Annotated in this window: 21 protein-coding genes, 1 tRNA gene, 1 other RNA gene and 2 pseudogenes; 12 read left to right on the top strand and 13 right to left on the bottom strand. The window is 73.5% G+C overall.

Annotation, left to right across the window (positions count from 1 at the left end; all coding sequences use genetic code 11):
* Window positions 1-38: 38 nt before the first annotated feature.
* The 6 genes from BJF86_RS09825 to BJF86_RS09800 form a co-directional block, all read right to left on the bottom strand.
* Entirely contained in the window at window positions 39-1,160 is a 1,122-nt protein-coding gene (locus BJF86_RS09825; RefSeq protein WP_075818612.1) for a glycosyltransferase, read from the bottom strand.
* A 29-nt stretch (window positions 1,161-1,189) separates the two neighbouring features.
* Window positions 1,190-2,449, bottom strand: a complete 1,260-nt coding sequence (gene fabF / locus BJF86_RS09820; RefSeq protein ID WP_075818610.1) for a beta-ketoacyl-ACP synthase II — start codon at window positions 2,447-2,449, stop codon at window positions 1,190-1,192.
* 127 nt (window positions 2,450-2,576) lie between these two features.
* The gene (locus BJF86_RS09815) at window positions 2,577-2,825 is read right to left on the bottom strand and encodes an acyl carrier protein (RefSeq protein ID WP_022925579.1); all 249 of its coding nucleotides are present in this window, start codon (window positions 2,823-2,825) and stop codon (window positions 2,577-2,579) included.
* 80 nt (window positions 2,826-2,905) lie between these two features.
* On the bottom strand, window positions 2,906-3,934 hold the full coding sequence (locus BJF86_RS09810) for a beta-ketoacyl-ACP synthase III (protein ID WP_075818608.1): 1,029 nt from the start codon (window positions 3,932-3,934) through the stop codon (window positions 2,906-2,908).
* Window positions 3,935-3,981: 47 nt separating this feature from the next.
* Complete coding sequence (locus tag BJF86_RS09805; RefSeq protein ID WP_075818606.1) at window positions 3,982-4,911, bottom strand: ACP S-malonyltransferase; 930 nt, start codon at window positions 4,909-4,911, stop codon at window positions 3,982-3,984.
* A 135-nt stretch (window positions 4,912-5,046) separates the two neighbouring features.
* Window positions 5,047-6,210 carry a PucR family transcriptional regulator gene (locus BJF86_RS09800; RefSeq protein WP_075818604.1) on the bottom strand — a complete coding sequence of 388 codons (1,164 nt, stop codon included), beginning with the start codon at window positions 6,208-6,210 and terminating at the stop codon, window positions 5,047-5,049.
* A gap of 48 nt (window positions 6,211-6,258) precedes the next feature.
* Here BJF86_RS09800 and BJF86_RS09795 point away from each other — a divergent pair, with 48 nt between their 5' ends.
* Window positions 6,259-7,305: a glycerophosphodiester phosphodiesterase family protein gene (locus BJF86_RS09795; protein ID WP_075818602.1), complete on the top strand. Its 1,047-nt coding sequence runs from the start codon at window positions 6,259-6,261 to the stop codon at window positions 7,303-7,305.
* Window positions 7,306-7,313: 8 nt separating this feature from the next.
* Here BJF86_RS09795 and aceE read toward each other — a convergent pair whose 3' ends face one another.
* Window positions 7,314-10,067, bottom strand: a complete 2,754-nt coding sequence (gene aceE, locus BJF86_RS09790; protein ID WP_075818599.1) for a pyruvate dehydrogenase (acetyl-transferring), homodimeric type — start codon at window positions 10,065-10,067, stop codon at window positions 7,314-7,316.
* Between the two features lie 123 nt (window positions 10,068-10,190).
* Between aceE and BJF86_RS18920 the strand changes: the two are divergent.
* From BJF86_RS18920 to BJF86_RS09760, 6 genes and pseudogenes are all read left to right on the top strand, one after another.
* A pseudogene (locus BJF86_RS18920) lies at window positions 10,191-10,472 on the top strand (DUF3052 family protein); the annotation flags it as partial.
* A gap of 166 nt (window positions 10,473-10,638) precedes the next feature.
* On the top strand, window positions 10,639-11,115 hold the full coding sequence (locus tag BJF86_RS09780) for a peroxiredoxin (protein ID WP_414819942.1): 477 nt from the start codon (window positions 10,639-10,641) through the stop codon (window positions 11,113-11,115).
* A 26-nt stretch (window positions 11,116-11,141) separates the two neighbouring features.
* Window positions 11,142-11,214: transfer RNA gene (locus tag BJF86_RS09775), tRNA-Val, on the top strand.
* A 1-nt stretch (window position 11,215) separates the two neighbouring features.
* Entirely contained in the window at window positions 11,216-12,121 is a 906-nt protein-coding gene (locus BJF86_RS09770) for a Nif3-like dinuclear metal center hexameric protein (RefSeq protein WP_075818597.1), read from the top strand.
* Window positions 12,118-12,855 carry a zinc ribbon domain-containing protein gene (locus BJF86_RS09765; protein WP_075818594.1) on the top strand — a complete coding sequence of 246 codons (738 nt, stop codon included), beginning with the start codon at window positions 12,118-12,120 and terminating at the stop codon, window positions 12,853-12,855. The genes BJF86_RS09770 and BJF86_RS09765 overlap by 4 nt, the downstream gene beginning before the upstream one ends.
* Window positions 12,852-13,598, top strand: coding sequence for a histidine phosphatase family protein (locus BJF86_RS09760; RefSeq protein WP_075818592.1), 747 nt, complete (start codon window positions 12,852-12,854; stop codon window positions 13,596-13,598). Before BJF86_RS09765 ends, BJF86_RS09760 begins: the two co-directional genes overlap by 4 nt.
* 461 nt (window positions 13,599-14,059) lie before the next feature.
* Here BJF86_RS09760 and BJF86_RS09755 read toward each other — a convergent pair whose 3' ends face one another.
* Window positions 14,060-14,806, bottom strand: coding sequence for a YaaA family protein (locus BJF86_RS09755; protein ID WP_075818590.1), 747 nt, complete (start codon window positions 14,804-14,806; stop codon window positions 14,060-14,062).
* A 48-nt stretch (window positions 14,807-14,854) separates the two neighbouring features.
* Between BJF86_RS09755 and BJF86_RS09750 the strand changes: the two genes are divergently transcribed.
* Window positions 14,855-16,315, top strand: a complete 1,461-nt coding sequence (locus BJF86_RS09750; RefSeq protein WP_075818588.1) for an RNB domain-containing ribonuclease — start codon at window positions 14,855-14,857, stop codon at window positions 16,313-16,315.
* Window positions 16,316-16,320: 5 nt separating this feature from the next.
* The gene (locus tag BJF86_RS09745) at window positions 16,321-17,127 is read left to right on the top strand and encodes an HAD family hydrolase (protein WP_075818890.1); all 807 of its coding nucleotides are present in this window, start codon (window positions 16,321-16,323) and stop codon (window positions 17,125-17,127) included.
* Here BJF86_RS09745 and rnpB read toward each other — a convergent pair.
* An RNA gene (gene rnpB, locus BJF86_RS09740) (RNase P RNA component class A) lies at window positions 17,121-17,503 on the bottom strand. The genes BJF86_RS09745 and rnpB overlap by 7 nt on opposite strands.
* Before the next feature lie 70 nt (window positions 17,504-17,573).
* Between rnpB and BJF86_RS09735 the strand changes: the two genes are divergently transcribed.
* Window positions 17,574-18,668: a VIT1/CCC1 transporter family protein gene (locus BJF86_RS09735; protein ID WP_083652965.1), complete on the top strand. Its 1,095-nt coding sequence runs from the start codon at window positions 17,574-17,576 to the stop codon at window positions 18,666-18,668.
* A 92-nt stretch (window positions 18,669-18,760) separates the two neighbouring features.
* Here BJF86_RS09735 and BJF86_RS09730 read toward each other — a convergent pair whose 3' ends face one another.
* On the bottom strand, window positions 18,761-19,426 hold the full coding sequence (locus BJF86_RS09730; RefSeq protein WP_075818583.1) for an MBL fold metallo-hydrolase: 666 nt from the start codon (window positions 19,424-19,426) through the stop codon (window positions 18,761-18,763).
* Between the two features lie 38 nt (window positions 19,427-19,464).
* Between BJF86_RS09730 and BJF86_RS09725 the strand changes: the two genes are divergently transcribed.
* Window positions 19,465-20,922, top strand: a complete 1,458-nt coding sequence (locus tag BJF86_RS09725) for a GuaB1 family IMP dehydrogenase-related protein (protein WP_075818581.1) — start codon at window positions 19,465-19,467, stop codon at window positions 20,920-20,922.
* 50 nt (window positions 20,923-20,972) lie between these two features.
* On the opposite strand, the gene BJF86_RS18915 is transcribed toward BJF86_RS09725, so the two are convergent.
* From BJF86_RS18915 to map, 3 genes and pseudogenes are all read right to left on the bottom strand, one after another.
* Window positions 20,973-21,395 (bottom strand): type IV toxin-antitoxin system AbiEi family antitoxin domain-containing protein, encoded by a 423-nt coding sequence (locus BJF86_RS18915; protein ID WP_237768179.1) that lies wholly within the window; start codon window positions 21,393-21,395, stop codon window positions 20,973-20,975.
* 63 nt (window positions 21,396-21,458) lie between these two features.
* Window positions 21,459-22,211, bottom strand: a pseudogene (gene ppgK / locus BJF86_RS18910) (polyphosphate--glucose phosphotransferase); the annotation flags it as partial.
* A gap of 70 nt (window positions 22,212-22,281) precedes the next feature.
* Window positions 22,282-23,142 carry a type I methionyl aminopeptidase gene (gene map / locus BJF86_RS09710; RefSeq protein WP_075818579.1) on the bottom strand — a complete coding sequence of 287 codons (861 nt, stop codon included), beginning with the start codon at window positions 23,140-23,142 and terminating at the stop codon, window positions 22,282-22,284.
* Between the two features lie 14 nt (window positions 23,143-23,156).
* Here map and BJF86_RS09705 point away from each other — a divergent pair, with 14 nt between their 5' ends.
* Window positions 23,157-23,420, top strand: a complete 264-nt coding sequence (locus tag BJF86_RS09705; RefSeq protein ID WP_237767675.1) for a hypothetical protein — start codon at window positions 23,157-23,159, stop codon at window positions 23,418-23,420.
* Window positions 23,421-23,435 lie beyond the last annotated feature (15 nt).

Raw genomic sequence — 23,435 nt, 5'->3', positions numbered from 1 at the left:
CGGACCGGCGCGGCCGCCTGTGAGGCAGCGCCGTCCCCTCAGTCGCGCGGTCCAGCCCGCCCCGCCGCCACCGCCGTGTGGACGTCGAGCATCCGACCTGCGCTCACCGGCCAGCTGAACCGCTCCGCCGCCGCCCGGGCCCGCGCCCGCGCGTGCCGCCGCCGCAGCAGCTCCTCGACGCCGTCCGCGAAGGCCGCGGGCGTCGAGGGCTTCACCACGCCCCCGTCGCCCACGACCTCGTGCAGCGCACCCTCGTCGCAGCACACGACCGGTATGCCGCAGGCCAGGATCTCCAGCGCCGCGAGCCCGAAGGTCTCCAGCGGCCCCGGCGAGATCGCCAGGTCGGCGCGACCCAGCTCGGCCGCCAGCTCACGGCGGTCGGTGATGTAGGAGTGGAAGGTCACCGGCAGGTTCTGCGCCCGCGCGACGAGCTCGTCCAGCATCGGCCCGGCGCCGAAGACGGTGAGCTCCACCTCGTGCCCGCGGCGCACCAGCTCGCGGACCGTCTCGATGGACAGCGCCGGGTTCTTCTCCCGGGAGAGTCGGCTGCAGTGGGCGAGCCGGATCGCGCCGTCCTGTCCCGGCACCGGCCCGTCGGTGAGCTCGCGCACCGGGGTGAAGACGTCGACGTCGACCCCCAGCGGCACCACCTCCGCGGCCAGCCCGTTGCGGTGGAACTCCTCGGCGGCGAAGCGGCTCGGGCACACGATGGCGTCGTAGTCGTGCGCGCTGAGCCGGTTGATGACGTCGGCCGCCCAGTGCGAGGGCCGCTCGGGCAGCGGGGTGCGGCGCACCATGATGCCCGTCATGTTCTCGTGGCTGATCATCACCGAGCCGATGCCCCGGCGCCGGGCCCAGCGGCCCATCCACCGGGTCGTCGACCGGTCGGACACCTCGAGGGCGTCCGGGGCGATCGCGTCCATGAGCCGCGCCAGTCCAAGCCGGCTCCACATGAGGGAATAACCGGTGCCCGGCACCGGTCGCGCCGGCACGCGGTAGACCAGCCCCTGCTCCTCCTCGGAGATCTCCGGGCCCGGCCCCGGGATGATGAGCGAGGCCCGGTGCCCGGCCTGCTGGTAGAGCTGGCCCCAGTGCCGCAGCGCGGTCTTGATGCCGCCGGAGGTGGGGCTGACGAAGTTGGCGACGCGCAGGATGTGCATGACGCGGGCCGCCTATGCCGCCAGGGCGCTCAGGACGCCGAGGTGAAGGTCAGCGCGACGTTGACACCGCCGAAGCCGAAGGCGTTGTTGAGGGCCGCGACCTGACCCTCCGGCAGCGCCCGCGGCCCGCCGGTGACCACGTCGAGGTCGATCTCCGGGTCCTGCTCGTCGAGGTTGATCGTCGCCGGCACCTGTCGGTGGTGCAGCGACATCACCGTCAGGACCGCCTCCAGCGCTCCGGCCGCGCCGAGCAGGTGGCCGGTCATCGACTTGGTCGCGGTCACCGCGATGTCGGAGGTATGCCCGCCGAAGGCCCGGTGGATCGCCTTGGTCTCGGCGACGTCGCCGACCGGGGTCGAGGTGGCGTGCGCGTTGATGTGGGCGATGTCGTCGGTGGCCAGACCCGCGTCGGCGACGGCCTCCTCCATGGCCCGCGCGGCACCGGCGCCGTCGGGCTCGCCCGCGGTGATGTGGTAGGCGTCGGAGGACATGCCGACGCCGTCGAGGTAGGCGTAGATCCGCGCCCCACGGGCCCGGGCGTGCTCCTCGGCCTCGAGCACCATGACGCCAGCACCCTCGCCCATGACGAAGCCGTCGCGGCCCACGTCGTAGGGGCGCGAGGCCGCCCGCGGGTCGTCGTTGCGCCCCGAGAGGGCGGTCATCGCGGCGAAGGCGGCGATGCAGACCGGGTGGATCGCCGCCTCGGTGCCCCCGGCGACCATCATGTCGGCGCGGCCGGTGCGGATCATGTTGAGGGCCAGGCCCATCCCCTCGGCGCCCGAGGCGCACGCGCTCACCGGGCAGTGCGCGCCGGCGCGGGCGGACAGGTCGAGCGAGACCGCGGCCGCCGGGCCGTTGGGCATGAGCATGGGGACGGTGAGCGGGAAGACCCGGCGCGGGCCCTTCTCCTTGAGCACGTCCCACTGGCTGAGCAGCGTGTGCACGCCGCCGATGCCGGAGCCGATGGCGACGCCGAGTCGCTCCGGCTCCACCTCCGGGGCGCCGGCGTCGGCCCACGCCTCCCGCGCCGCGATGAGCGCATACTGCCCAGAGGGGTCGTTGCGCCGCACCTGGACCTTGGCCAGCGTCTCCAGCGGGTCGGTGTGGATGGCCCCGGCGAAGGTCACCGGCAGCTCGTGCTCGGCGACCCAGTCCTGGGTCAGCGTGTCGATGCCCGAGCGCCCGGCGGTGATGGCCTCCCAGGTCTGCGGTGCGGTGCCGCCGACGGGCGTGGTCGCGCCGAGGCCGGTCACGACGACGCGGCGCGAGGTCTGGGTGGTGTCGGTCATGGGCGGCGGCCTCCTGGGTTGCTCGGCGGTCGAGAAGGATGGTGGCGGCTACCTCGAGGGTATGCCGCGGGCTGGCCGACCCGGCGGCGCCGTCCTGGGCGACGCCGGGTCGGGCGGGTCGGTCCGGTCAGCCCTGGTTGTTGGCGATGTAGGACACCGCGTCCTTGACGTGCGTGAGGTTCTTGACCTCGTCGTCGGGGATGCGGACGCCGAACTTGTCCTCGGCGTTGACGACGATCGTCATCATCGAGAGGGAGTCGATGTCGAGGTCCTCGGTGAAGGACTTGTCCATCTGGACCTCCTCGGCCTCCAGCCCGGTCTCCTCGTTGACGATCTCGGCCAGACCCTCGAGGATCTCCTGCTCGCTGCGTGCCATGTGCTTCCTCCTAGCGTTGGGACCATTGCCGACCCGGATCGTTGCTCACCCGCCGGGCCACGGGAGTCAGTGTGCCGCGCTCAGGGCATCTCCACGACCTGGGCGGCGTAGACCAGCCCGGCGCCGAAGCCGATCTGCAGCGCCAGGCCGCCGTGCGGCGCCTCGCCCTCGTCGAGCATGCGGCTCATCGCCAGCGGGATGGACGCGGCCGAGGTGTTGCCGGTCTGGGCGATGTCCCGGGCGACCGGGACGTGCGGCGGCAGGTCGAGCGCCTTGACCATCGCGTCGGTGATCCGCATGTTGGCCTGGTGCGGGACGAAGGCGGCGAGGTCCGCCGGCGTGATGCCCGCGGCCTCGACCGCCTGCTGCGCCACCGGGGCCATCGAGAAGACGGCCCAGCGGAAGACGGTCTGCCCCTGCATGACGAAGGCCGGCCAGGCGATCCCGGCCTCGCGGCCCTCCGCCTCCATCTCCGAGCGCAGGTCGGTCCACGACTCGCGCTGGGTGATCGCGTCGGCGCGGTCGCCGAGGCTGCCCCAGACCGTGGGCCCGATGCCGGGGCGGTCCGAGACGCCCACGACCGCCGCGCCCGCGCCGTCGCCGAAGATGAAAGCCGACCCGCGGTCGTGCTTGTCGGTGAAGTCGGAGAGCTTCTCGACCCCGACGACCAGGACGGTGTCGGCGGTCCCCGCCCGGACCATGTCGTTGGCCAGGCTGATGGCGTAGCAGTAGCCCGCGCAGGCGGCGGAGAGGTCCATCGCCGCCGGGTCCTCGATGCCCAGCCGGTGCGCCAGGATCGGGGCGGCCGCGGGCGTCTGCAGCGGGTGGGTGACGGTCGCCATGAGCACCGCGTCCACCTGGCCCGGCTCGAGCCCGGCCCGGTCCAGCGCCTGACGCGAGGCGGCCTCGGCCATGTCGACGACACTCTCGTCGTCCCGCGCGAAGCGCCGGGTGACGATGCCCGAGCGCTGCCGGATCCACTCGTCGCTGGACTCGATGAACTGCAGGATCTCCTCGTTGGTGACCACCCGCTCGGGGCGGTAGCCGCCCAGGCCGAGGATGCGGGCGTGGCGCAGCGTGGTCGGGGCCGACAGGGTGGGGGTGCTCACGGTCGGATCCTCCTGGGTATGCGTGGTGGGGCGGGCGGTCGTGGTGCTCAGGCGGTGCCGTGCTCGCGGACCATGCGGGCCGCGGCCTCGAGGTCGTCGGGGGTCCTGAGCGCCAGGGTCTCGACCCCGCGCATACCCCGCTTGGCGAGACCGACCAGCGTGCCCGCCGGCGGCAGCTCGATCAGCCCGGTGACCCCCATGTCGATCAAGGCCTCCATGGTGAGGTCCCAGCGGACCGGCCCGGCGACCTGAGCGATGAGGCGGCGCAGCACCTCGGTGCCGTCGGTGACGACCCGGCCGTCGGCGTTGGACAGCAGCGGGATGCGCGGGTCCTGCGGGCGCAGCGTCTCCGCGTGCCGGGTGAGGCGGTCGGCGGCGGGCTGCATGTGGTGGGTGTGGAAGGCGCCGGCGACCTGCAGCGGGATCACCCGGGCACGGTGCGGGGCGTCCTGCTCCAGGGCGGCGAGCTGGTCGGTCGTGCCGGCGGCGACCACCTGGCCGGCGCCGTTCATGTTGGCGGGGGTCAGGCCGTGACGCTCCACGGCCTCGGCGACCTCGTCGGGGTCGCCGCCGACCACGGCCGCCATGCCGGTGGGGGTGAGGGCGGCCGCCTCGGCCATGCCCAGCCCGCGCTCGCGGACGAAGCCGACGGCGTCGTCGGGGGTGAGGACCCCGGCGATCGCCGCGGCGGTGATCTCCCCGACGGAGTGGCCTGCGGTGGCCGAGACGTGCCGGGGGAGGTCCTCGCCCTCCAGCACGAGCGGCAGCGTGGCCAGGCCGGCGCTGACGATGAGCGGCTGGGCGACCGCGGTGTCCTTGATGGTCTCCGCGTCCGAGGTGGTGCCGTGGGTGACGAGGTCGAGCGAGGCCGCGGCGGCCAGCGCGTCGACCCGCCCCCGCACGGAGGGCTCCTCGAGCCAGGGGGCGAGGAAGCCGGGGGTCTGAGAGCCCTGTCCGGGCGCGACGATGACGAGCACGCCCCTACTCTGCCGGTGAGACCCTCCATCGGGCGACACCGAGACGCACGATGATCGGGGTCCTTCGTTGTGCACATCCTCCAAAGCCCCACCGACCGACACACGGGGTGTCGGGTCGGCACTCGGCGGGGGAGGTCAGCGGCCGCCGCGCCACAGGCGCGGGCCGCTGCCCATGCGTCCGAGGGCCAGGCCGACCTGCAGGACCCAGGCGTCGCGCGCGGTGTGCGGGTCGAGCCCGACGACCTCGCCGACCCGGCGCAGCCGGTAGCGCACGGTGTTGGGGTGCAGGAAGAGCAGCCGGGCGGTGGCCTCGAGCACCATCCCCTGGTCGAGGTAGGCCTGGACCGTGTCGAGCAGCGCCGAGGGGTGGTCTCGGAGCGGAACGTAGACCCGGTCCACGAGGACGCGTCGCGCCGGCCCCTCGCCGAGCAGCGCCCGCTCCGGGAGCAGCTCGTCCGCCGCCACCGGCCGGGGCGCGCCGGTCCACGCCGGTGCGGCGTCGACCCCGGAGAGCGCGGCCCGGGCGCTGCGCCCGGCGGCGAAGAGGTGCGGCACGCGGGGCCCGACCACGACCGGGCCCTCGCCGAAGGAGTCCACGAGCCGCAGCGCGTCGGCCGCGGGGTCGGCCGTCCCCCCGAGGACGCAGACCAGGCGCCGGTCGTGACCGGCCGCCAGGCACCGCAGGCCGAGCGCCCCGGCCGCCGCCCGCAGCTCCGCGACGACCGGCGTGGGGTCGCCGGCGGGCAGGACCCCCGCGACGACCGCCACGTCGCTCACGCCCTCCCACCCCAGCTCGGCGGCCCGCGAGGCCATCGCGTCGTTGGCCTCGCCACGCACCACCGCGTGCACCACCAGGGTCTCCAGCCGGGTGTCCCAGCCGCCGCGGTGGTCGGCGGAGCGGGCATACAGCTCGGCGGCGGCGAAGGCGATGTCCCGCGCGTAGCGCAGCACCGCCTCGCGCAGCGCCGGCGCCTCCTGCGCCGTCACCAGCTCGGGCACCGCGTCCTCCACGGTCGCGATGGCGGTGCGCGCGAGGTCGAGCGTCTGCGCCAGGGTGATCGTGCCCGCCAGGCTGGGCGGCGCGGCGGCGAAGACCTGCCCCGGCGGGTCGGTGCGGGCGCCGTCGGCATACCAGTCCAGCAGCGCCGAGATCCCCGCCTGGGCGACGAGCCCGACCCAGGACCGGTCCGCGGCGCCGAGCTCGCGGAACCACTGGTGCTCGGCCTCCATCCGCCCGGTGGCACGGGTGGCGAGCTCGCCCGCGCGGCGGGGCAGGCTCTCTCGTGTGGACGGGGGCACCGCGCGAGCCTAGCGCCGCGTGCTCGCCCGATGGGACAGGATCGGGGTATGCCGACCACCGCACCCCTCGTCCTCGGTCACCGCGGCGCCAGCGGCTACCTCCCCGAGCACACCCTCGCGGCCTACGAGCTCGCGGCCCGGCAGGGTGCCGACCACCTGGAGCTGGACCTCGTGCCGACCCGGGACGGCGTGCTGGTGGCCCGGCACGAGAACGACATCTGGGGCACCACCGACGTCGCCGACCACCCCGAGCTCGCCGCCCGCCGACGCCGGGCGGTGGTCGACGGCAAGGAGGTCGACGGGGTCTTCACCGAGGACCTCACCCTGGAGGAGCTGCGCACGGTCCGTGCCCGCGAGCGACTGCCCGCGCTGCGCGGCACCGAGCACGACGGTGAGTGGCCGGTGCCGACCTTCGCCGAGATCATCGAGCTGCGCGCGCGGCTGAGCGACGAGCTCGGCCGGCGGATCGGGCTCTACGTCGAGCTCAAGCACCCCACCCACCTCGCGGCGGCCGGCCTGCCGCTGGAGGAGCGGATGCTGGCCGACCTGGAGGCCGGCGGTCTGCTGGGGGAGGAGGGCCGTGAGGCGGTGTGGGTGCAGTGCTTCGAGCCGGGGAGCCTGCGCACCCTGCGGGAGCGGCTGGGGTCACCGCTGCGGCAGGTGCTCCTGGCCACCGCCTTCGACGACGTGCCGGCCGACCTCGTGGCGGCCGGCGAGCGGCGCACGTATGCGGAGCTGCTGTCGCCGGAGGGGTTGCGCGGTCTCGAGGGCGTCCTCACCGGCGTGGGCCCGAGCAGGACGATGGTGCTGCCCCGGACGCCGGAGGGCGCGCTGGGGGAGCCGACCTCGCTCGTCGCGGACGCGCATACGGCTGGGCTGGTCGTCCACGCGTGGACCTTCCGCGCGGAGAACCGCTTCCTGCCGACGCCGCTGCGCAGCACCGGACCGGACGGCGCACCGGGGCCGGACCGCCAGCACGGCGACCTGGCCGCGGAGGTGCGGGCGCACCTGGCGGCCGGGGTGGACGGCATCTTCACCGACCATCCCGACCTCGTGGTGCAGGCGGTGCGCGACCCCAGGGCCTTCGGGGGCTGAGCGCAGCCTCAGGCGTCGCCGCCGACGTTGCCGGACGTGCCGGCCGTCACGTCGAGCAGGCGGTACTTCTCCGCCGCGTCCTTGGCGACCTGCGGGTCGATCTCGCCGCGGTCGGCGAGCATCTGCAGCGCCTTGACCGCCATCGACGGGCCGTCGATGTGGAAGAACCGGCGGGCCGCGGCCCGGGTGTCGGCGAAGCCGAAGCCGTCGGCACCGAGGGAGTGGTAGTCCTCCGGCACCCACGGGGCGATCTGGTCCTGCACCGCCCGCATGTAGTCGCTCGTCGCGATGACCGGCCCGGTGCCCTCGGACAGGCGACGGGTGACGTAGGGGACCCGGCGCTCGGCGTCGGGGTCCAGGAAGGCGTCCTCGTCGCAGGACATCGCCTCGCGCCGCAGCTGCGACCACGAGGTGACCGACCACACGTCGGAGGTCACGCCCCAGTCCTCGCGGAGCAGCTCGGCTGCCTCCAGCGCCCACGGCACCCCGACGCCCGAGGCGAGCAGCCGCACGTGCTTGCCCTCCTGCGGCTCGTCCGCGGCGATCCGGTGCATCCCGGCGACGATGCCCTCGGCGTCGACGTCCTCGGGCTGGGCCGGCTGCTGCATCGGCTCGTTGTAGACGGTGAGGTAGTAGATGAGCTCCTCGGGGTTCTCGCCGTACATCCGCTCCAGCGCGTCGGGGAGGATGTGCGCCAGCTCGTAGGCGTAGGCCGGGTCGTAGGAGACCACCGCCGGGTTGGTCGAGGCGAGCAGCGGGGAGTGGCCGTCGGCGTGCTGCAGCCCCTCTCCGGTGAGCGTCGTCCGGCCCGCGGTCGCGCCGATCATGAAGCCCTTGGCGAGCTGGTCGGCCGCGGCCCAGATGCCGTCGCCGGTGCGCTGGAAGCCGAACATCGAGTAGAAGATGTAGAACGGCACCATCGGCACCTGGTGGGTGTCGTAGGACGTGCCGGCCGCGCTGAAGGCGGCCACCGACCCGGCCTCGTTGATCCCGACGTGCAGGATCTGGCCCTGCTCGGACTCCTTGTAGGCGAGCATGAGGTCGGCGTCGACCGAGGTGTAGTTCTGCCCGTGGACGTTGTAGATCTTGGCCGTCGGGAAGAAGCTGTCCATCCCGAAGGTGCGGGCCTCGTCGGGGATGATCGGCACGATGTGCTTGCCGAACTCCTTGTCGCGCATCCACTCCTTGAAGATGCGGACCAGGGCCATGGTCGTGGCGACCTCCTGCTTGCCCGACCCCTTCTTGGCCACGTCGTAGACCTTCTCCGCCGGCAGCGGGAGCGCCGTGCGGGCGGGTTCCCGCTTGGGCAGGTAGCCGCCGAGGACGCGGCGCCGCTCCTGGAGGTACTGGATCGCCTCGTCGTCCTGACCCGGGTGGTAGTAGGGCGGGGCGTAGGGGTCTGCCTCGAGCTGCTCGTCGGTGATCGGGATCTTGAGGCTGTCGCGGAAGGCCTTGAGGTCGTCCAGGCTGAGCTTCTTCATCTGGTGGGTGGCGTTGCGACCGGCGAAGCGGGTGCCCAGCGAGTAGCCCTTGATGGTGTGCGCCAAGATGACCGTCGGCTGGCCGGTGTGGTTCATCGCGGCCTGGTAGGCGGCGAAGACCTTGTGGTAGTCGTGGCCGCCGCGCTTGAGCCGCCACCAGATGTCCTCGTCGCTCCAGTCCTTGACCAGCTCCTTGGTGCGCGGGTCGCGCCCGAAGAAGTGGTCTCGGATCCAGGCGCCGTCGTTGGCGCGGAAGGTCTGGAAGTCACCGTCCGGCGTGGTGTTCATGAGGTTGACGAGGGCGCCGGAGGTGTCGTTCTCGATGAGGTCGTCCCAGCCGCGGCCCCACAGCACCTTGATGACGTTCCACCCGGCGCCGCGGAAGAAGCTCTCCAGCTCCTGCACGATCTTGCCGTTGCCGCGCACCGGGCCGTCCAGCCGCTGCAGGTTGCAGTTGACCACGAAGGTGAGGTTGTCCAGCTCGTCGTTGGCGGCCACCTGCAGCAGGCCGCGCGACTCCGGCTCGTCCATCTCGCCGTCGCCGAGGAAGGCCCAGACGTGCTGCTGGCTGGTGTCCTTGAGGCCGCGGTTGTGGAGGTACTTGTTGAACGACGCCTGGTAGATCGCGTTCATCGGCCCGATGCCCATCGAGACCGTCGGGAACTGCCAGAAGTCGGGCATCGAGCGCGGGTGCGGGTAGGAGGGGATGGTCCGGACGTCGTCGCGCAGGCCCTTGCTCTTCTCCTGCCGGAAGCCGTCCAGGTCGGTCTCGGTGAGCCGACCCTCCATGAAGGCCCGGGCGTAGATGCCGGGGGAGGCGTGGCCCTGGAAGAAGACCTGGTCGCCGCCGCCCTCGTGGTCGCGGCCGCGCCAGAAGTGGTTGAAGCCGACCTCGGTCAGGGTGGCCTGCGAGGCATACGTCGAGATGTGCCCGCCGACGGAGATGTCCGGGTGTTGGGCGCGGTGCACCATGACCGCGGCGTTCCAGCGGATCCAGGCGCGGTAGCGCCGCTCCATGTCCTCATCGCCCGGGAAGGTCGCCTCCTGCTCCGGGGTGATGGTGTTGATGTAGTCCGTGGTCGTGAGGGAGGGGATCCCCACCTGCGAGTCGCGCGCGCGCTCCAGCATCCGGAGCATGAGGTAGCGAGCACGCTGCCGGCCGCCGCTGTCGATCGCCGCGTCCAGCGAGTCCAGCCACTCCTGCGTCTCCTCGGGGTCCGAGTCCGGGACCTGGGTCGGGAGGCCGTTCAAGATAGGGCCAGTGGAGCGCTCCTGCGTCATCAGGGTTGATCCTTCCTCAAGGGGTGACCGCTCCAGTCTGTCACGACCACTGACGTGGCGTCCGCCACCCGGGTGCGGGCTGCCTTTGCCTCACGCCGGGCCGCGTGCTTGTCTTGTCACACCATGGACGAGCAGACCAGGACGGAGCAGCAGGCCGACGGCGAGGACCAGGGGACCGACCCCCTGGTGGGACTCATGCGCAAGCTGGGGCTGCGCGAGGAGCAGATCGTCGTGGAGTACGGCGACGACGAGGACACCGAGCCCGGGGTCCGCGACGCGGCGGCCCAGGTGGTGGGCAACCCGGTCGAGGGCGAGTCCTACGACGGGGTGGTCGACGTCGTGCTGCTGTGGTGGCGCGACGGCGAGGGCGACCTGGCCGACGAGCTCATGGACACCCTGACGACGCTGGAGGAGGGCGGCTCGATCGTCCTGCTCACCCCGGGCGCGGGCGCGAGGACCGGGTGCCGGCCGCCGACGTCCAGGACGCCTGCACGACCTGCTCCATGGTCGCCTCGGGTGCGGTCAACCTCGGTGGCTGGATCGGCCAGCGGCTGGTGGGCCGCAAGTGAGCGTGAGCGTGACGGGGTCGGCATACCCGCAGGTCGGCGAGCGCGCCCCGGAGCTGAGCCTGGTCGACCAGGAGGGCGCCACCCGGACCCTTTCCGAGGTCGTGCGCGACCGGCACGCGCTGCTGGTCTTCTACCCCTTCGCCTTCTCCTCGATCTGCACCGGCGAACTGCTGGAGATCCAGCTCAACGTCGACGAGTTCGTCAACGACCGGGTGCAGGTCTACGGCATCTCCTGCGACCCGATGCACGCGCTGCGGGCCTGGGCGGCGCGCGAGGGCTACCGCTTCCCGCTGCTGTCCGACTTCTGGCCGCACGGCGAGGCGGCGCGGGCCTACGGCGTCTTCGACGAGGAGTCCGGTATGTCGGTGCGCGGCACCTTCCTCGTCGACCCGACGATGACGGTGCGCTGGAACCTCGTGCACCCGGCCGGCGAGGCGCGCGAGATCGGCGCGCTCCACCGGGCCGTGCGCGACCTGTAAGAATGACGCACACTCCCTCGGGAGAGGGGCCTGTAGCTCAGTTGGTAGAGCGCCGCGTTTACACCGCGTAGGTCGTCGGTTCGAGCCCGGCCGGGCCCACGTGAACGCCACCGCACCCGGAGCCGACGTGCGGCTCGCCGACGTCGTGTTCGTCCTGGAGCAGCTCTACCCACCGGCGACCGCGCAGTCCTGGGACCAGGTCGGCCTCGTCGCCGGTGACCCCGAGCAGCCGGTGCGGCGCGTGCTGCTCGCGGTGGACCCCACGCTCGACGTCGTCGCGGAGGCCGTCGCGGTGGGCGCCGACCTGGTGATCACCCACCACCCGCTGCTGCTGCGCGGCATCCACTCGGTGGCGACGACCAGCGCCAAGGGGGCCACCGTCACCGAGCTCCTCGTGAACGACGTCGCCCTCTACTGCGCCCACACCAACGCCGACGTGGCCGACCCGGGGGTCGGGCAGGCCCTCGCGAGCGCCTGCGGGCTCGCGGCCACCGAGCCGCTGACGGTGAGCGAGGACCAGGAGCTCGGACGGGTGGGCGAGCTGGCCGAGCCGGTGACCCTGCGCGCCTTCGCCGAGCGGCTGGCCGCGGCCCTGCCCGCCAGCGCCGGGGGCGTGCGGGTGAGCGGCGACCCCGACGGTCAGGTCTCGCGGGTGGCGCTGCTCGGCGGGGCGGGTGACGGCGAGTTCGCTGCGGTCCGGCGGGCGCGGGCCGACGTCTACGTCACCGCCGACCTGCGGCACCACCCCGCGCTGGAGGCGCGGGAGGAGGCGCGCGCGGCGCAGCGCGCCGGTGGTGCGGGCACGCCCTACCTCGTCGACGCGGGTCACTGGGCCAGCGAGTGGCTCTGGCTGCCGGGGCTGCGCGAGCTGCTGCGCAGCCGGCTCGACGTCCAGGTCGACCTGTCCACGGTGCGCACCGACCCCTGGGACTTCGTCGTCGGGTGCGATGATCGCCTCCTGCGACCCGACGCCCCCGATCGACCCGAGCGAGGAGCACTGACGTGAAGGCCTCCCCCCAGATGCAGTCGCGCCTGCTGGAGCTGCAGGAGCTCGACACCACCCTGGCCCAGCTGGACCACCGGATGCGCAGCCTGCCCGAGCAGGTCGACATCACCCGGATGGAGGGCGAGGCGCCCGGGCTGGAGGCGGACGTCGTGCGCACGGGGACCGAGGTCGGCGACCTCGAGCGCGAGGTCGCCAAGGCCGAGGCCGCCGTGCAGCAGGTGCGCGACCGCGCCGCCCGGGACCAGCAGCGGCTGGACGCCGGCACCGGGAGCGCGAAGGACCTGCAGGGGCTGCAGCACGAGCTGGAGTCGCTCGCCCGCCGTCAGGGCGTGCTGGAGGACGAGGAGCTCGAGGTCATGGAGCGGGTCGAGCAGGCCCAGGCGGCCGAGCGAAGCGCCACCACGGCCCGTGACGAGCACGCTGCACGCCTGACCGAGCTGCGCGCGGTGCGTGACGAGAAGGCGGCGGGTATCGCCGCCGAGCGGGAGCAGGTCGCCGCGGGGCGTGAGGCCATCGTGGCCGACCTGTCCGACGAGCTGGTCGCGCTCTACGAGCGGATGCGGGCGCAGACCGGGTCGGGCGCGGCGCCGCTGCAGCAGCGCCGGTGCGGGGGCTGCCGGCTGGAGCTCAACGCGGTCGACCTGGGACGGATCGCGGCGGCTGCCGAGGACGAGGTCGTCCGCTGCGAGGAGTGCGGCCGGATCCTGGTGCGGACGGCGGAGTCCGGCCTGTGACGGCGCGCGTCCCCTTCGGGCCACCGGACGGCGGGGGCGAGGGGGACGGCGGGACGGCTGCCGAGGTCGAGACCTATCTGTCGGACGAGACCGTCCCGGTGCTGGACGGGCCGACCCGGCTGGTCCTCGTGCGGCACGGGGTGACCGACTTCACGGTGCAGCACCGGATGGACGGGCGCGGGGGAGCCGACCCGGGCCTCAACGCGCAGGGACGGCGTCAGGCCGAGGCGGCCGCCGGTGCCGTCGCGACGCTCCTGGGTCGCGCCGAGCACGGCCCGCCCCGCGTGGTGACCTCGTCGCTGGCGCGGGCCCGCGAGACGGGGGACCTGGTCGCCCGCGCGCTCGGCGTGGATCCGGAGGTGGACCGCGACTGGGACGAGCAGGGCTTCGGCGACTGGGACGGTCGGGCCATGCCCGCCCTGGCGGCGCAGGCCCCCCAGGATCTCGCGCGGCTGCGTAGCGACCGTGACTTCTCCCGGCCGGGTGGGGAGTCCCGTCGCGAGCTGGACCAGCGGGTGGCCGGGGCGCTCGACCGTGCCGTGGCCGGGGGCGGGACCGTCGTCGTCGCCACGCACCGGGTGGTGATCATGTCCGTCCTCTGCCGGCTCCTGGGCGTCGACCACGAGCGCGGCTGGAGCATCGCGACCGGACCTGCCTCGCTCAGCGCGGTCGAGCTCTGGCCGGACGGCGGGATGCAGGTGGCCTTCGTCAACGACACGCACCACCTGCACGACCTGACCTGATCTCCTCGCGACCGGCCTGGCCTGCCCGGACCCGGCCTGCCCACCTCTGGTCTGCACCTGTCTGCCCTGGCCGGGCCGAGCCGCGTCTGGAAGCCGGTTTGCTCCTCGACAGCCTCCTCGAGGAGGCTGTCGAGGCGTATGCCGCGAACCGGGACAACTGGGACGGCCGGGCCCAGGTGCACGCGGCGAGCGCGGCCTACGACCTGGAGGGCCTGGTGGCCGACCCGGAGCGGGTGAGCAGCGTCGTGCGTCGGGACCTGCAGATCCTGGCGCCCCACCTGCCCGACACCGACCGGCGGGCGGGGGCCGACGGCATACCCCGTCTGGACGGGCTCGACCTCGTGCACCTGCAGTGCCACATCGGCACCGACACCCTCGGGCTGTCGCGGCGCGGGGCGCGGTGCACCGGCGTGAGATCGCCGCGCTGCTGCGGCCGGGTGGTGCGGGCGGGCCGCGGCTGCTCAGGCGGGCTGGACGTCGAGCGTCCACGGCGCGCCGGTGCGCGACGGTTCGTGCAGCGCGACCTCGAAGGCCGGCATCAGCAGGTCGAGGAGCGCGGCCGGCCGTCGCGGGTCGGCCGAGTTCTGGCACAGCGCCCGCGCCACGAGGCCGCGGGTGTGCTTGGCCATGTGCGTGGCGCCCGGCACGCGCACCTGGACCCAGCGCTCGGCCAGGCGCCCGGAGGGTGCCCAGGCGGCGGCATACGTGCTGGAGCGGCAGTCCACGACGAGCCCGCGCCCCGCCTCGGCCGACAGCACCGGGTCCAGCAGCGGGCGCCAGAACGACGCGAGCGGGCCGGTGCCCGGGAGGTTGACGGCCATCGACAGGCGGTAGGGCGCGAGCCGGTCGGTCATGCGGACCGAGCCGTAGAGCGCGGAGACGACCCGGAGCCGGGAGCCGGCGCGACGCGAGGAGGCGGCGTCGAGCGAGCCGAGGTCGAGCGCGTCGTAGAGCACCCCGGTGTAGAGGTCGCGGGCCGGCAGCGTGGGGGCGTCGTGCAACCGGGTGTTGCGCCCGATCTCGTCGGTGAGGTTGGGGCTCACGCCCAGGCGCGCGGGGGCGTCCGCAGCCGCGCTCACGTCGCGCAGCGCGTCCGCCACCTGCTGCCGTGCCCTGGTGAGCCCAGCGGCGCTGAGCCGCTCCCAGCGCAACGGCGCGCCCCGCGTCCGGGTCGCCTTGGTCTCGGACGGGGGGAGCAGGATCAGCACCGCGCCAGGGTAGGTCAGGTGTCGGTGGCGACACGTAGGGTGTCGGCCATGGTCGAACGCGCAACCACCCTCGCCTGCGACCCGTCCGCGTCGGACACGGGGCGGCTGCTCACGCAGGCCTTCGAGCAGATCCGCACCGACCTCGAGGTGCGGCAGACCTTCCCGGACGCAGCGCTGGCCGAGGTCGAGCAGGGCGTCGCCGCGCCCGAGCTCCCGGAGCGTGACGAGACCGCCCTGGAGCTCATCACCATCGACCCGCCGGGCTCCATGGACCTGGACCAGGCGATGCACATCACCCGGGACGGAGAGGGCTACCGGGTGCGGTATGCCATCGCCGACGTCCCCGCGTTCCTCGCCGAGGGCGGTGCGCTGGACGCGGAGACGCGGCTGCGCGGGCAGACGATCTACTGCCCGGACACGCGGGTGCCGCTGCACCCGCCGGCCCTGAGCGAGGAGGCGGCGAGCCTGCTCCCGGACGCCGTGCGACCGGCATACCTGTGGGACATGCGGCTCACGGCGCAGGGGGAGCGCAGCAGCGCCGAGCTCTACCGCGCGATGGTGCGCTCGCGCCGGCGCTACACCTACGACGAGGTGCAGGGGCTGGTCGACGGCGGCGAGGCGGAGGAGACGCTGCTGCTGCTCAAGGAGGTCGGTGAGCTGCGGATCGCCCGCGAGATCGACCGGGGCGGAGCCAGCCTTCCGATGCCCGAGCAGGTGGTCGGGGTGGGCGAGCAGTGCGAGTACGACCTCACGCTGCGCCCGCTGCTGCCCGCCGAGGACTGGAACGCCCAGATCTCGCTGCTCACCGGCATGGTCGCCGCCCGCATCATGCTCGACGGCGGCGTGGGCATCCTGCGCACCATGCCTGAGCCGACCGACGGCGCGGTCGCCCGCTTCCGCCGGGAGGTCGAGGCGCTCGGCGCCCGCTGGCCGGAGGGTATGCCGTACGGCGAGTTCCTCCGCACGCTGGACAAGCGCGACACCCGTCACCTCGCCATCGTCAACGCCGCGACCTTCCTCTTCCGTGGCGCGGGCTACACCGCCTTCGACGGCGAGCTGCCACCGGAGGACGAGCAGGTGCAGTCGGCCATCGCCTCCCCCTACGCCCACGTGACCGCGCCGCTGCGCCGGCTCGTGGACCGCTTCGGGCTCGCGGTGTGCGCGGCCCTGAGCGGGGGCCGCGACGTCCCGACCTGGGCGCGCGCGTCGTTGCCCGACCTGCCCGACGTCATGGAGGAGACCGGTCGCCGCGCCAAGGCCGTCGACCGGGCGTGCGTGACCGCTGTCGAGGCGGCCGTGCTGAGCGACCGCGTCGGCGAGGACTTCGAGGCGGTCGTCGTCGACGGGGTCGACGGCGGCCGCGTCCGGGTGCAGCTGCTCGACCCGCCGGTCAGCGATGTCGCCACCGGCAGCGCCCGGCTCGGCAGCGCGGTGACGGTCCGGGTCGAGCGGGCCGACATCCTGGCCGGCGAGGTGGACCTGCGGATCGTGGGCCGGGACGACGGGTGAGCCGCGTGCCGCAGGCCCCCCGGGTCGTCGCGACCGACTGCGACGGCACGCTGCTGCGCTCCGACGGCACCGTCTCGCCCTATACCCGTGACGTCCTCGACCGGTGCTCCGAGGCAGGAGTGCTGGTCGTGCTCGTGACGGCCCGTCCGCCCCGGTGGATGCACGAGCTGGGTGACCTGGGCGTCACCGGCCTGGCCCTATGCGGCAACGGCGCCTTCACCTATGACGTCGCCCGCCGCGAGGTGGTCGGCCACCGGCTGATCGGTGCCGACCTCACCGGCCGGCTGCTCCAGGACATCAAGGAGGGTGTGCCGGGTGCGCAGCTCGCGACCGAGTCGCTGCGCGGCTTCGCGCGGGAGCCCGACTTCGAGCGGGCCAGCGGACGGATCGACGGCGAGTGGCTGCGGGGGAGCCTGGGTGAGCTGGCGGCCGAGCCGGCCGGCAAGATCCTCGTCCGGCACGACGGCTGGGAGACCGAGGAGCTGAGCGCGCGGGTGGCGCAGGTCGTCGGCGACCGGGCGGAGGTGGCCCACTCCGGCGCGGTGCGGATGGCCGAGGTCACCGCCAGCGGCGTCACCAAGGCCCTGGCCATCTCGACCTGGTGCGCCGAGCAGCGCCGGCCGGTCGACGCCACCGAGGTCTGGGCGTTCGGCGACATGCCCAACGACATCCCGATGCTGGAGTGGGCCGGACGCGCGCACGCCGTGGCGAACGCGCATACCGACGTGCTCGCCGTCTGCGACGAGGTGGTCGCGAGCAACGACGAGGACGGCGTCGCCCGCGCCCTGGATGCGCTGCTGCGGGGTGGATGAGTCGGCCGGTACGCCGGGTTCTGTCCCCTCGCGCCGTCGCCGGCACTGCGAGGGTGGCGACCATCCATCTCGGACGTGCGTCACCGCACGCCTCCAGCGGCCTACCCGTGCGCTCGGGCGGGCAGCCCTCGGACGCGCACTGTCTGGCCTTGCTCCAGGTGGGGTTTACCGAGCCACGCCAGTCACCTGGCGTGCTGGTGGTCTCTTACACCACCCTTTCACCCTGACCCGCCACGAGGGCGGGCGGTCTGCTTTCTGTGGCACTGTCCCGCGGGTCGCCCCGGGTGGCCGTTAGCCACCACCTTGCCCTGTGGAGCCCGGACGTTCCTCGACGGGTCACCACGAGGGTGCCCGCCGCGGCCGCCTGGCCGACTCATCCACGGCGAGGATCATACCGGTGCCGGGAGGGCCGGACGCCCCGTCGACCAGACGTAGACTCAGTGCGCGTGACGACCCGCCAGCCCGCGCCCGCCGACCTGCGTCGCTGGCGCCGCCACCTCGCCGACGAACGCGCCAACATCCAGGTCTTCCGCGACGTCGCCGCGCGCCGGCAGGGGGAGGAGCGCGACATCCTGCTGTCGCTCGCGCGGGCCGAGGAGCGGCACGCCGGGCACTGGATCGAGCTGCTGGGGGACCACGCGGAGCCCCCGCCGCGGGCCAACCTCAGCCACCGGGTGCAGGCCTGGCTGGCCCGACGCTTCGGCATGGTCTTCGTGCTCGCGCTGCTGCAGCGGTCGAAGTCGGACAACCAGTATGCCCAGGAGCAGGACGCGGCGACCTCGATGGCCGCGGACGAGCAGGTCCACGAGGAGGTGCTGCGCGGCCTCGCCGCCCGAGGTCGGCTGCAGCTGTCCGGCAACTTCCGTGCCGCCGTCTTCGGTGCCAACGACGGTCTGGTCTCCAACCTGGCGCTCATCATGGGCATGGCCGGCACGGGCGTGTCAGGGGCGGTCGTCCTGGCGGCCGGCATGGCCGGGCTCCTGGCGGGGGCGCTGTCGATGGGGGCGGGGGAGTACATCTCGGTCCGCTCGGCGCGGGAGCTGCTCTCCGCTTCGCAGCCCGCCACCGGGACCCACCGGGCGCTGGGGGAGCTGGACCTGCAGACCAATGAGCTCGAGCTGGTCTACCGCGCCCGGGGCATGGACCGGGACCACGCCCGCGCCCGGGCCGCCGACGTGCTGGGGCAGGTCGCCCGGGCCGGGCACGCGCCGGAGGACGCCGTGCCGGCGGCGGCGACGGACGCCGAGGACCAGGACGCCGTCCTCAACCCCTGGGGCGCGGCGCTGGCCAGCTTCGGCTTCTTCGCCTCCGGCGCCCTGATCCCGGTGCTGCCCTACCTGCTCGGCGCGTCCGGGCTGGTCGCTGCAGGGATCGCGATGCTCCTGGTCGGGCTGGCGCTGCTCGTCACCGGCGCCGTGGTCGGCGTCCTCTCCGGGGCCTCGCCCCTGGCCCGGGGGGTGCGCCAGCTGCTCATCGGGTATGCCGCCGCCGTCGCCACCTACCTGCTCGGCCTGGCCTTCGGCGCCGCCGGCATCGGCTGACCGCCCGCGACCGGCCGCGCACTGTGCGTCGGCCGGCCGCACGCTCTGTGTCGTTGGCCGCAAGCTGTGCGCCGACGGGCCGCACGGCCTGCTCAGAAGCGCGTCGCCCCGGCCCCACGCAGGTCCAGCACATCGACCCCACCGTCGGCGCCGAAGTCACCGAGGTGCTTCAGGTACATCGCGCGGCCCCGATCGTTGAGCAGCCCGTCGTGGATCGGGACGATCCCTCGCGCCGGCGCGAGGCGTCGCACGAAGGCGATGCTCTCGGCGACCTTGCCCCAGGGCGCGCTGACCGGCACGCACAGCAGGTCCACCTGACCCGGCTCTCCGTCGAGGGCGTCGCCCGGGTGGTAGAGCACCGGCTCGCCCTCGGCGCGGATGACGACGCCGGTGTTGCCGACGCGCGGCACGTAGGGGTGGTTGTCGGCGTGCCGCTCGCCCACGCCGGTGAGCATCACCCCGGACCCGGCGAGCTGGACCGACCGGCCCGCGCCGAGGACCTCGACCCGGTCGGCATACCCCGCCTCGACGACCTTCCCAGCGGTCTCGGCCTCCATGAGCACCCGGGCGCCGGGGTTGGCGCCGAGCAGGTCGTCAGCCCGCTCGGGGTCGAGGTGGTCGGCGTGCTGGTGGGTGACGACCACCGCGGTGAGGTCGCGCAGCCCGTCGAGGTCGGAGAAGGCGCCCGGGTCGACGAGGATGCGCTCCCCGGCGACCTCGACGAGCAGGCAGGCATGTCCGAGGTGCGTGATCTGCATACCTCACTGTAGGCACCCAGGGCCTACCCTTGGGGCCCGTGGAGTTCCTCAACGGCACCGAGCCGGTGCACGACCTGACCTACAACGACGTCTTCATGGTGCCGTCCCGCTCGTCGGTGACCTCGCGTCTCGACGTCGACCTGACCACCGCCGACGGCACCGGGACCACGCTGCCGCTCGTCGTGGCCAACATGACGGCCGTCGCCGGGCGCCGGATGGCCGAGACCGTCGCCCGTCGCGGTGGCATCGCCGTCCTCCCGCAGGACATCCCGCTGCCGCAGGTGCGGGCGACGATCGAGCAGGTCAAGGCCAGCCACCCGCTCTACGAGACCCCGATCACCGTCGACCCCGCCGCGCCGGTGGCGCAGATGCTCTCGGTGATGTTTAAGCGGGCCCACCGCGCCGCGGTCGTCGTCGAGGACGGTGCCCCGGTCGGCATCGTCACCGAGGACGACACCGAGGGGGTGGACCGCTTCGCCTCGGTCCGGGACGTCATGGAGCCACCGCGGGTGGTCCTCGAGGACGGGGTCGACCCTCGGACCGCCTTCGACCAGCTCGAGCAGACCCGGGCGGGGATGGCGCCGGTCGTCGTCGACGGCCGGCTGCTCGGCGTCCTCACCCGGACCGGCATCGTCCGCTCGGGGATCTACACCCCTGCGCTGGACGGCGAGGGACACCTGCGCGTGGGCGCCGCCGTGGGGATCAACGGGGACGTGCGGGCGAAGGCCGCCGACCTGCTGGCCGCCGGTGCCGACGTCCTCGTCGTCGACACCGCCCACGGGCACCAGGACAAGATGATCGACGCGCTGCCGCTCGTGGTCGCGGCCCGTGACGCGCACGAGGAGCGCACCGGGGTCCGGGTGGCCGTCGCCGCCGGCAACGTCGTCTCCCGCGCCGGCACCGAGGACCTCGTCGCGGCCGGTGCCGACATCGTCAAGGTGGGCGTGGGCCCCGGGGCGATGTGCACCACCCGGATGATGACGGGCGTGGGACGCCCGCAGTTCTCCGCCGTCCTCGAGTGCGCGGACGCCGCGCGGGAGCTCGGTGCGCAGGTGTGGGCGGACGGTGGCGTGAAGTACCCCCGCGACGTGGCCCTCGCGCTGGCCGCCGGCGCCGCCTCGGTCATGGTCGGCTCGTGGTTCGCCGGCACGCTGGAGTCGCCGGGCGACCTCATCCGGGATACCGACGGGCGGCACTACAAGGAGTCCTTCGGTATGGCCTCGGCCCGGGCGGTCCGCCACCGCACCCGGGAGATGTCGGCCTTCGACCGCGCCCGCGCGGCGCTCTTCGAGGAGGGCATCTCCTCCGGGCGGATGTTCGTCGACCCGGCCCGGCCGGGCGTCGAGGACCTCATCGACCAGATCGTCTCCGGGGTCCGTTCGGCCTTCACCTACGCCGGGGCGCGAACGATCGGGGAGTTCCACACCACCGCGGTGGTCGGCATCCAGGGTGCCGCGGGCTACGACGAGGGGCGCCCCCGGCATACCTCCTGGTGAGGGGGCGGGCGCCCAACTGTGCGCCGGTATGTCGTCTCCGAGCCCGCTCGTCAGCTGAGAGCCTCCCCGAGCAGGCTCACGAGTGACGTCGAGGCGCGCGGACGACCCGCCCGTCGTCCACGATGCGGTACTGCGGGACGACCACGAGACCGAGGTCGGCGAGGACCGTCGTCGAGGAGCGGCAGGTCCCACAGCAGCGTGGCCTCGTGTGGCTCGCCGCCCCCCGTCCCGGTGCCAGCGGAGCAGGGCGCGGGCGCGCAGGACGTGCGGTCCGCGAGGTGCCGATGACCGAGGAGGACCGAGGTCTGGACGTAGGCCCCCCGCGCCACGCGGGTCAGGACCTTGCGCTGCACCAGGCGCCGCAGCACCTCGCGGTTGAAGCCGAGGGCCGCCGCCTCCCGGGTGGTGACGACGTGGTGGTGCGTGGTGAGGAAGGCCTGGAGCTCGGGGTGCGTGGGTCCACGCTGTCGCACCGGCGTCCAGACGAGGGGGGACGCACGGAGGCGCTGGACCGGACCGACCCCGCGGCCCTCAGCCAGGTGCTGCGCCTGCCAGGCGGCGCCGATGATGCCGGCGTCGTTCTTCAGCTGGGCCGGCACGATGGGCGCGCGCGTGTGCAGCAGCGGGAGGTACTTGTCCGCCTTCTTGGAGATGCCGCCGCCGACGATGATGAGGTCGGGCCAGAGCAGGTCCTCCACGTGGGAGTAGTAGCGCTGCAGCCGGTCGGCCCAGTCCTCCCAGGACAGGTCCTCGTTCTCCCGGGCCGAGCTGGCGGCGCGGGTCTCGGCGTCGTGCCCGTCCAGCTCCAGGTGGCCGAGCTCGGTGTTGGGCAGCAGCTCGCCGTTCATGAACAGCGCGGTGCCGATCCCGGTGCCGAGCGTGGTCAGCAGGACGACGCCGTCGTTGCCCCGCCCCGCGCCGTAGTGCATCTCCGCGACGCCCGCGGCGTCCGCGTCGTTGACGACGTGCACCTGCCGCCCGACCCGCTCGGTGAAGAGCGCGTCGGCATCGGTGCCGATCCAGGACTGGTCGATGTTGGCCGCGGTCCGCACCGTGCCGTGGTGCACGACGGCCGGGACCGTGATGCCCACCGGCTGCTTCTTGCCGATCTCGTCCTCGAAGTGCTCGACGATCTCGGCGACGACCTCGGCCACCGCCTCGGGCGTCGACTCCTCCGGCGTCGGGATGCGTTGCCGTTCGGTCGCGAACTCGCCCTCCTTGAGGTCGACCGGTGCCCCTTTGATGCCGCTGCCACCGATGTCGATGCCCAGACCGTGCTTCTTTGCCATGGTGTCCTCCCTCGTCACAGACCTTCCGGGAGTATGCCGCAACGTCAGCCCACGCGACACCGGGACCCGCTCAGGGCAGCGTGAGGATCTTCGCGCCGTCGTCGGTGATGAGCAGCGTGTGCTCGAACTGCGCGGAAGGTCGGCCGTCCGCGGTGAGCACCGTCCACCCGTCCGCCCACTCGGTCCAGTCCGGGGTGCCGAGGTTGAGCATCGGCTCGATCGTGAAGGTCATCCCGGGTTCGATGATCGTCGCGTAGTCCGGCGCCGCGTCGTAGTGCGGGATGACCAACCCGGAGTGGAACGCCTCGCCCACCCCGTGCCCGGTGTAGTGCCGCACCACGCCATACCCGAAGCGGCCGGCGTAACTCTCGATGACGCGACCGATGACGTTGATCTCGCGCCCCGGCCGCGCCGCCCTGATGGCCCGGGCGAGCGCCTCCTCGGTCCGCTCGACGAGCAACCGCGTCTCCTCGGCGACCTCCCCGCAGAGGAAGGTCGCGTTGTTGTCGCCGTGGACCCCGCCGAGGTATGCCGTGATGTCGATGTTGCAGATGTCGCCCTCGCGCAGCTCCCGGTCGTCCGGGATGCCGTGGCAGATGACCTCGTTGACCGAGGTGCACAGCGACTTGGGGAACCCCCGGTAGCCCAGCGTGGAGGGGTAGGCGCCGTGGTCCAGCAGGAACTCGTGACCGACCCGGTCGATCTCGTCGGTGGTGACCCCGGGCCGGACCAGCTCGCCGCAGGCCTGGAGCGCCTGCGCCGCGAGCCGCCCGGCCACGCGCATCGCCTCGATGGTCTCGGCGTCCTTGACCTCGGACCCGCGGAAGGGGGCGGGGGCGGGGCGGTCGACATACTCCGGGCGGACGATCGAGCCCGGCACCGGGCGGCGCGGGCTGACCTGTCCGGGGGCGATCGGGGTGAGGGTGGGCATAGGGTCGAGTCTAGGTGCCGCCGGAGCCCCGGCGGCACGCAGTCGGCATCGCCTTCGGAGGTCAGCAGATGGAGTACTGGTTCAACACCAAGTCCGGTCAGGTGCAACGCGGCGACGACCCGGACCTCCCCCGCAGCGGCGACCTCATGGGTCCCTACGACAGCGAGCAGGAGGCCTCCCGGGCCTACGAGATCGCGGCGGCGAAGACCGAGAAGTGGGACGAGGAGGACCGCGAGGACGACGACTGGGACAGCAACCCGCTGAACGACCAGAGCTGAGGCGCCCCGGGCGTG

This window comes from Serinicoccus sp. CNJ-927 (genome assembly GCF_001942435.1).
Taxonomy (GTDB): domain Bacteria; phylum Actinomycetota; class Actinomycetes; order Actinomycetales; family Dermatophilaceae; genus Ornithinicoccus; species Ornithinicoccus marinus.
The sequence above is the reverse complement of the archived record's forward strand: the minus strand, read 5'-3'. Positions and strand labels throughout refer to the sequence as shown.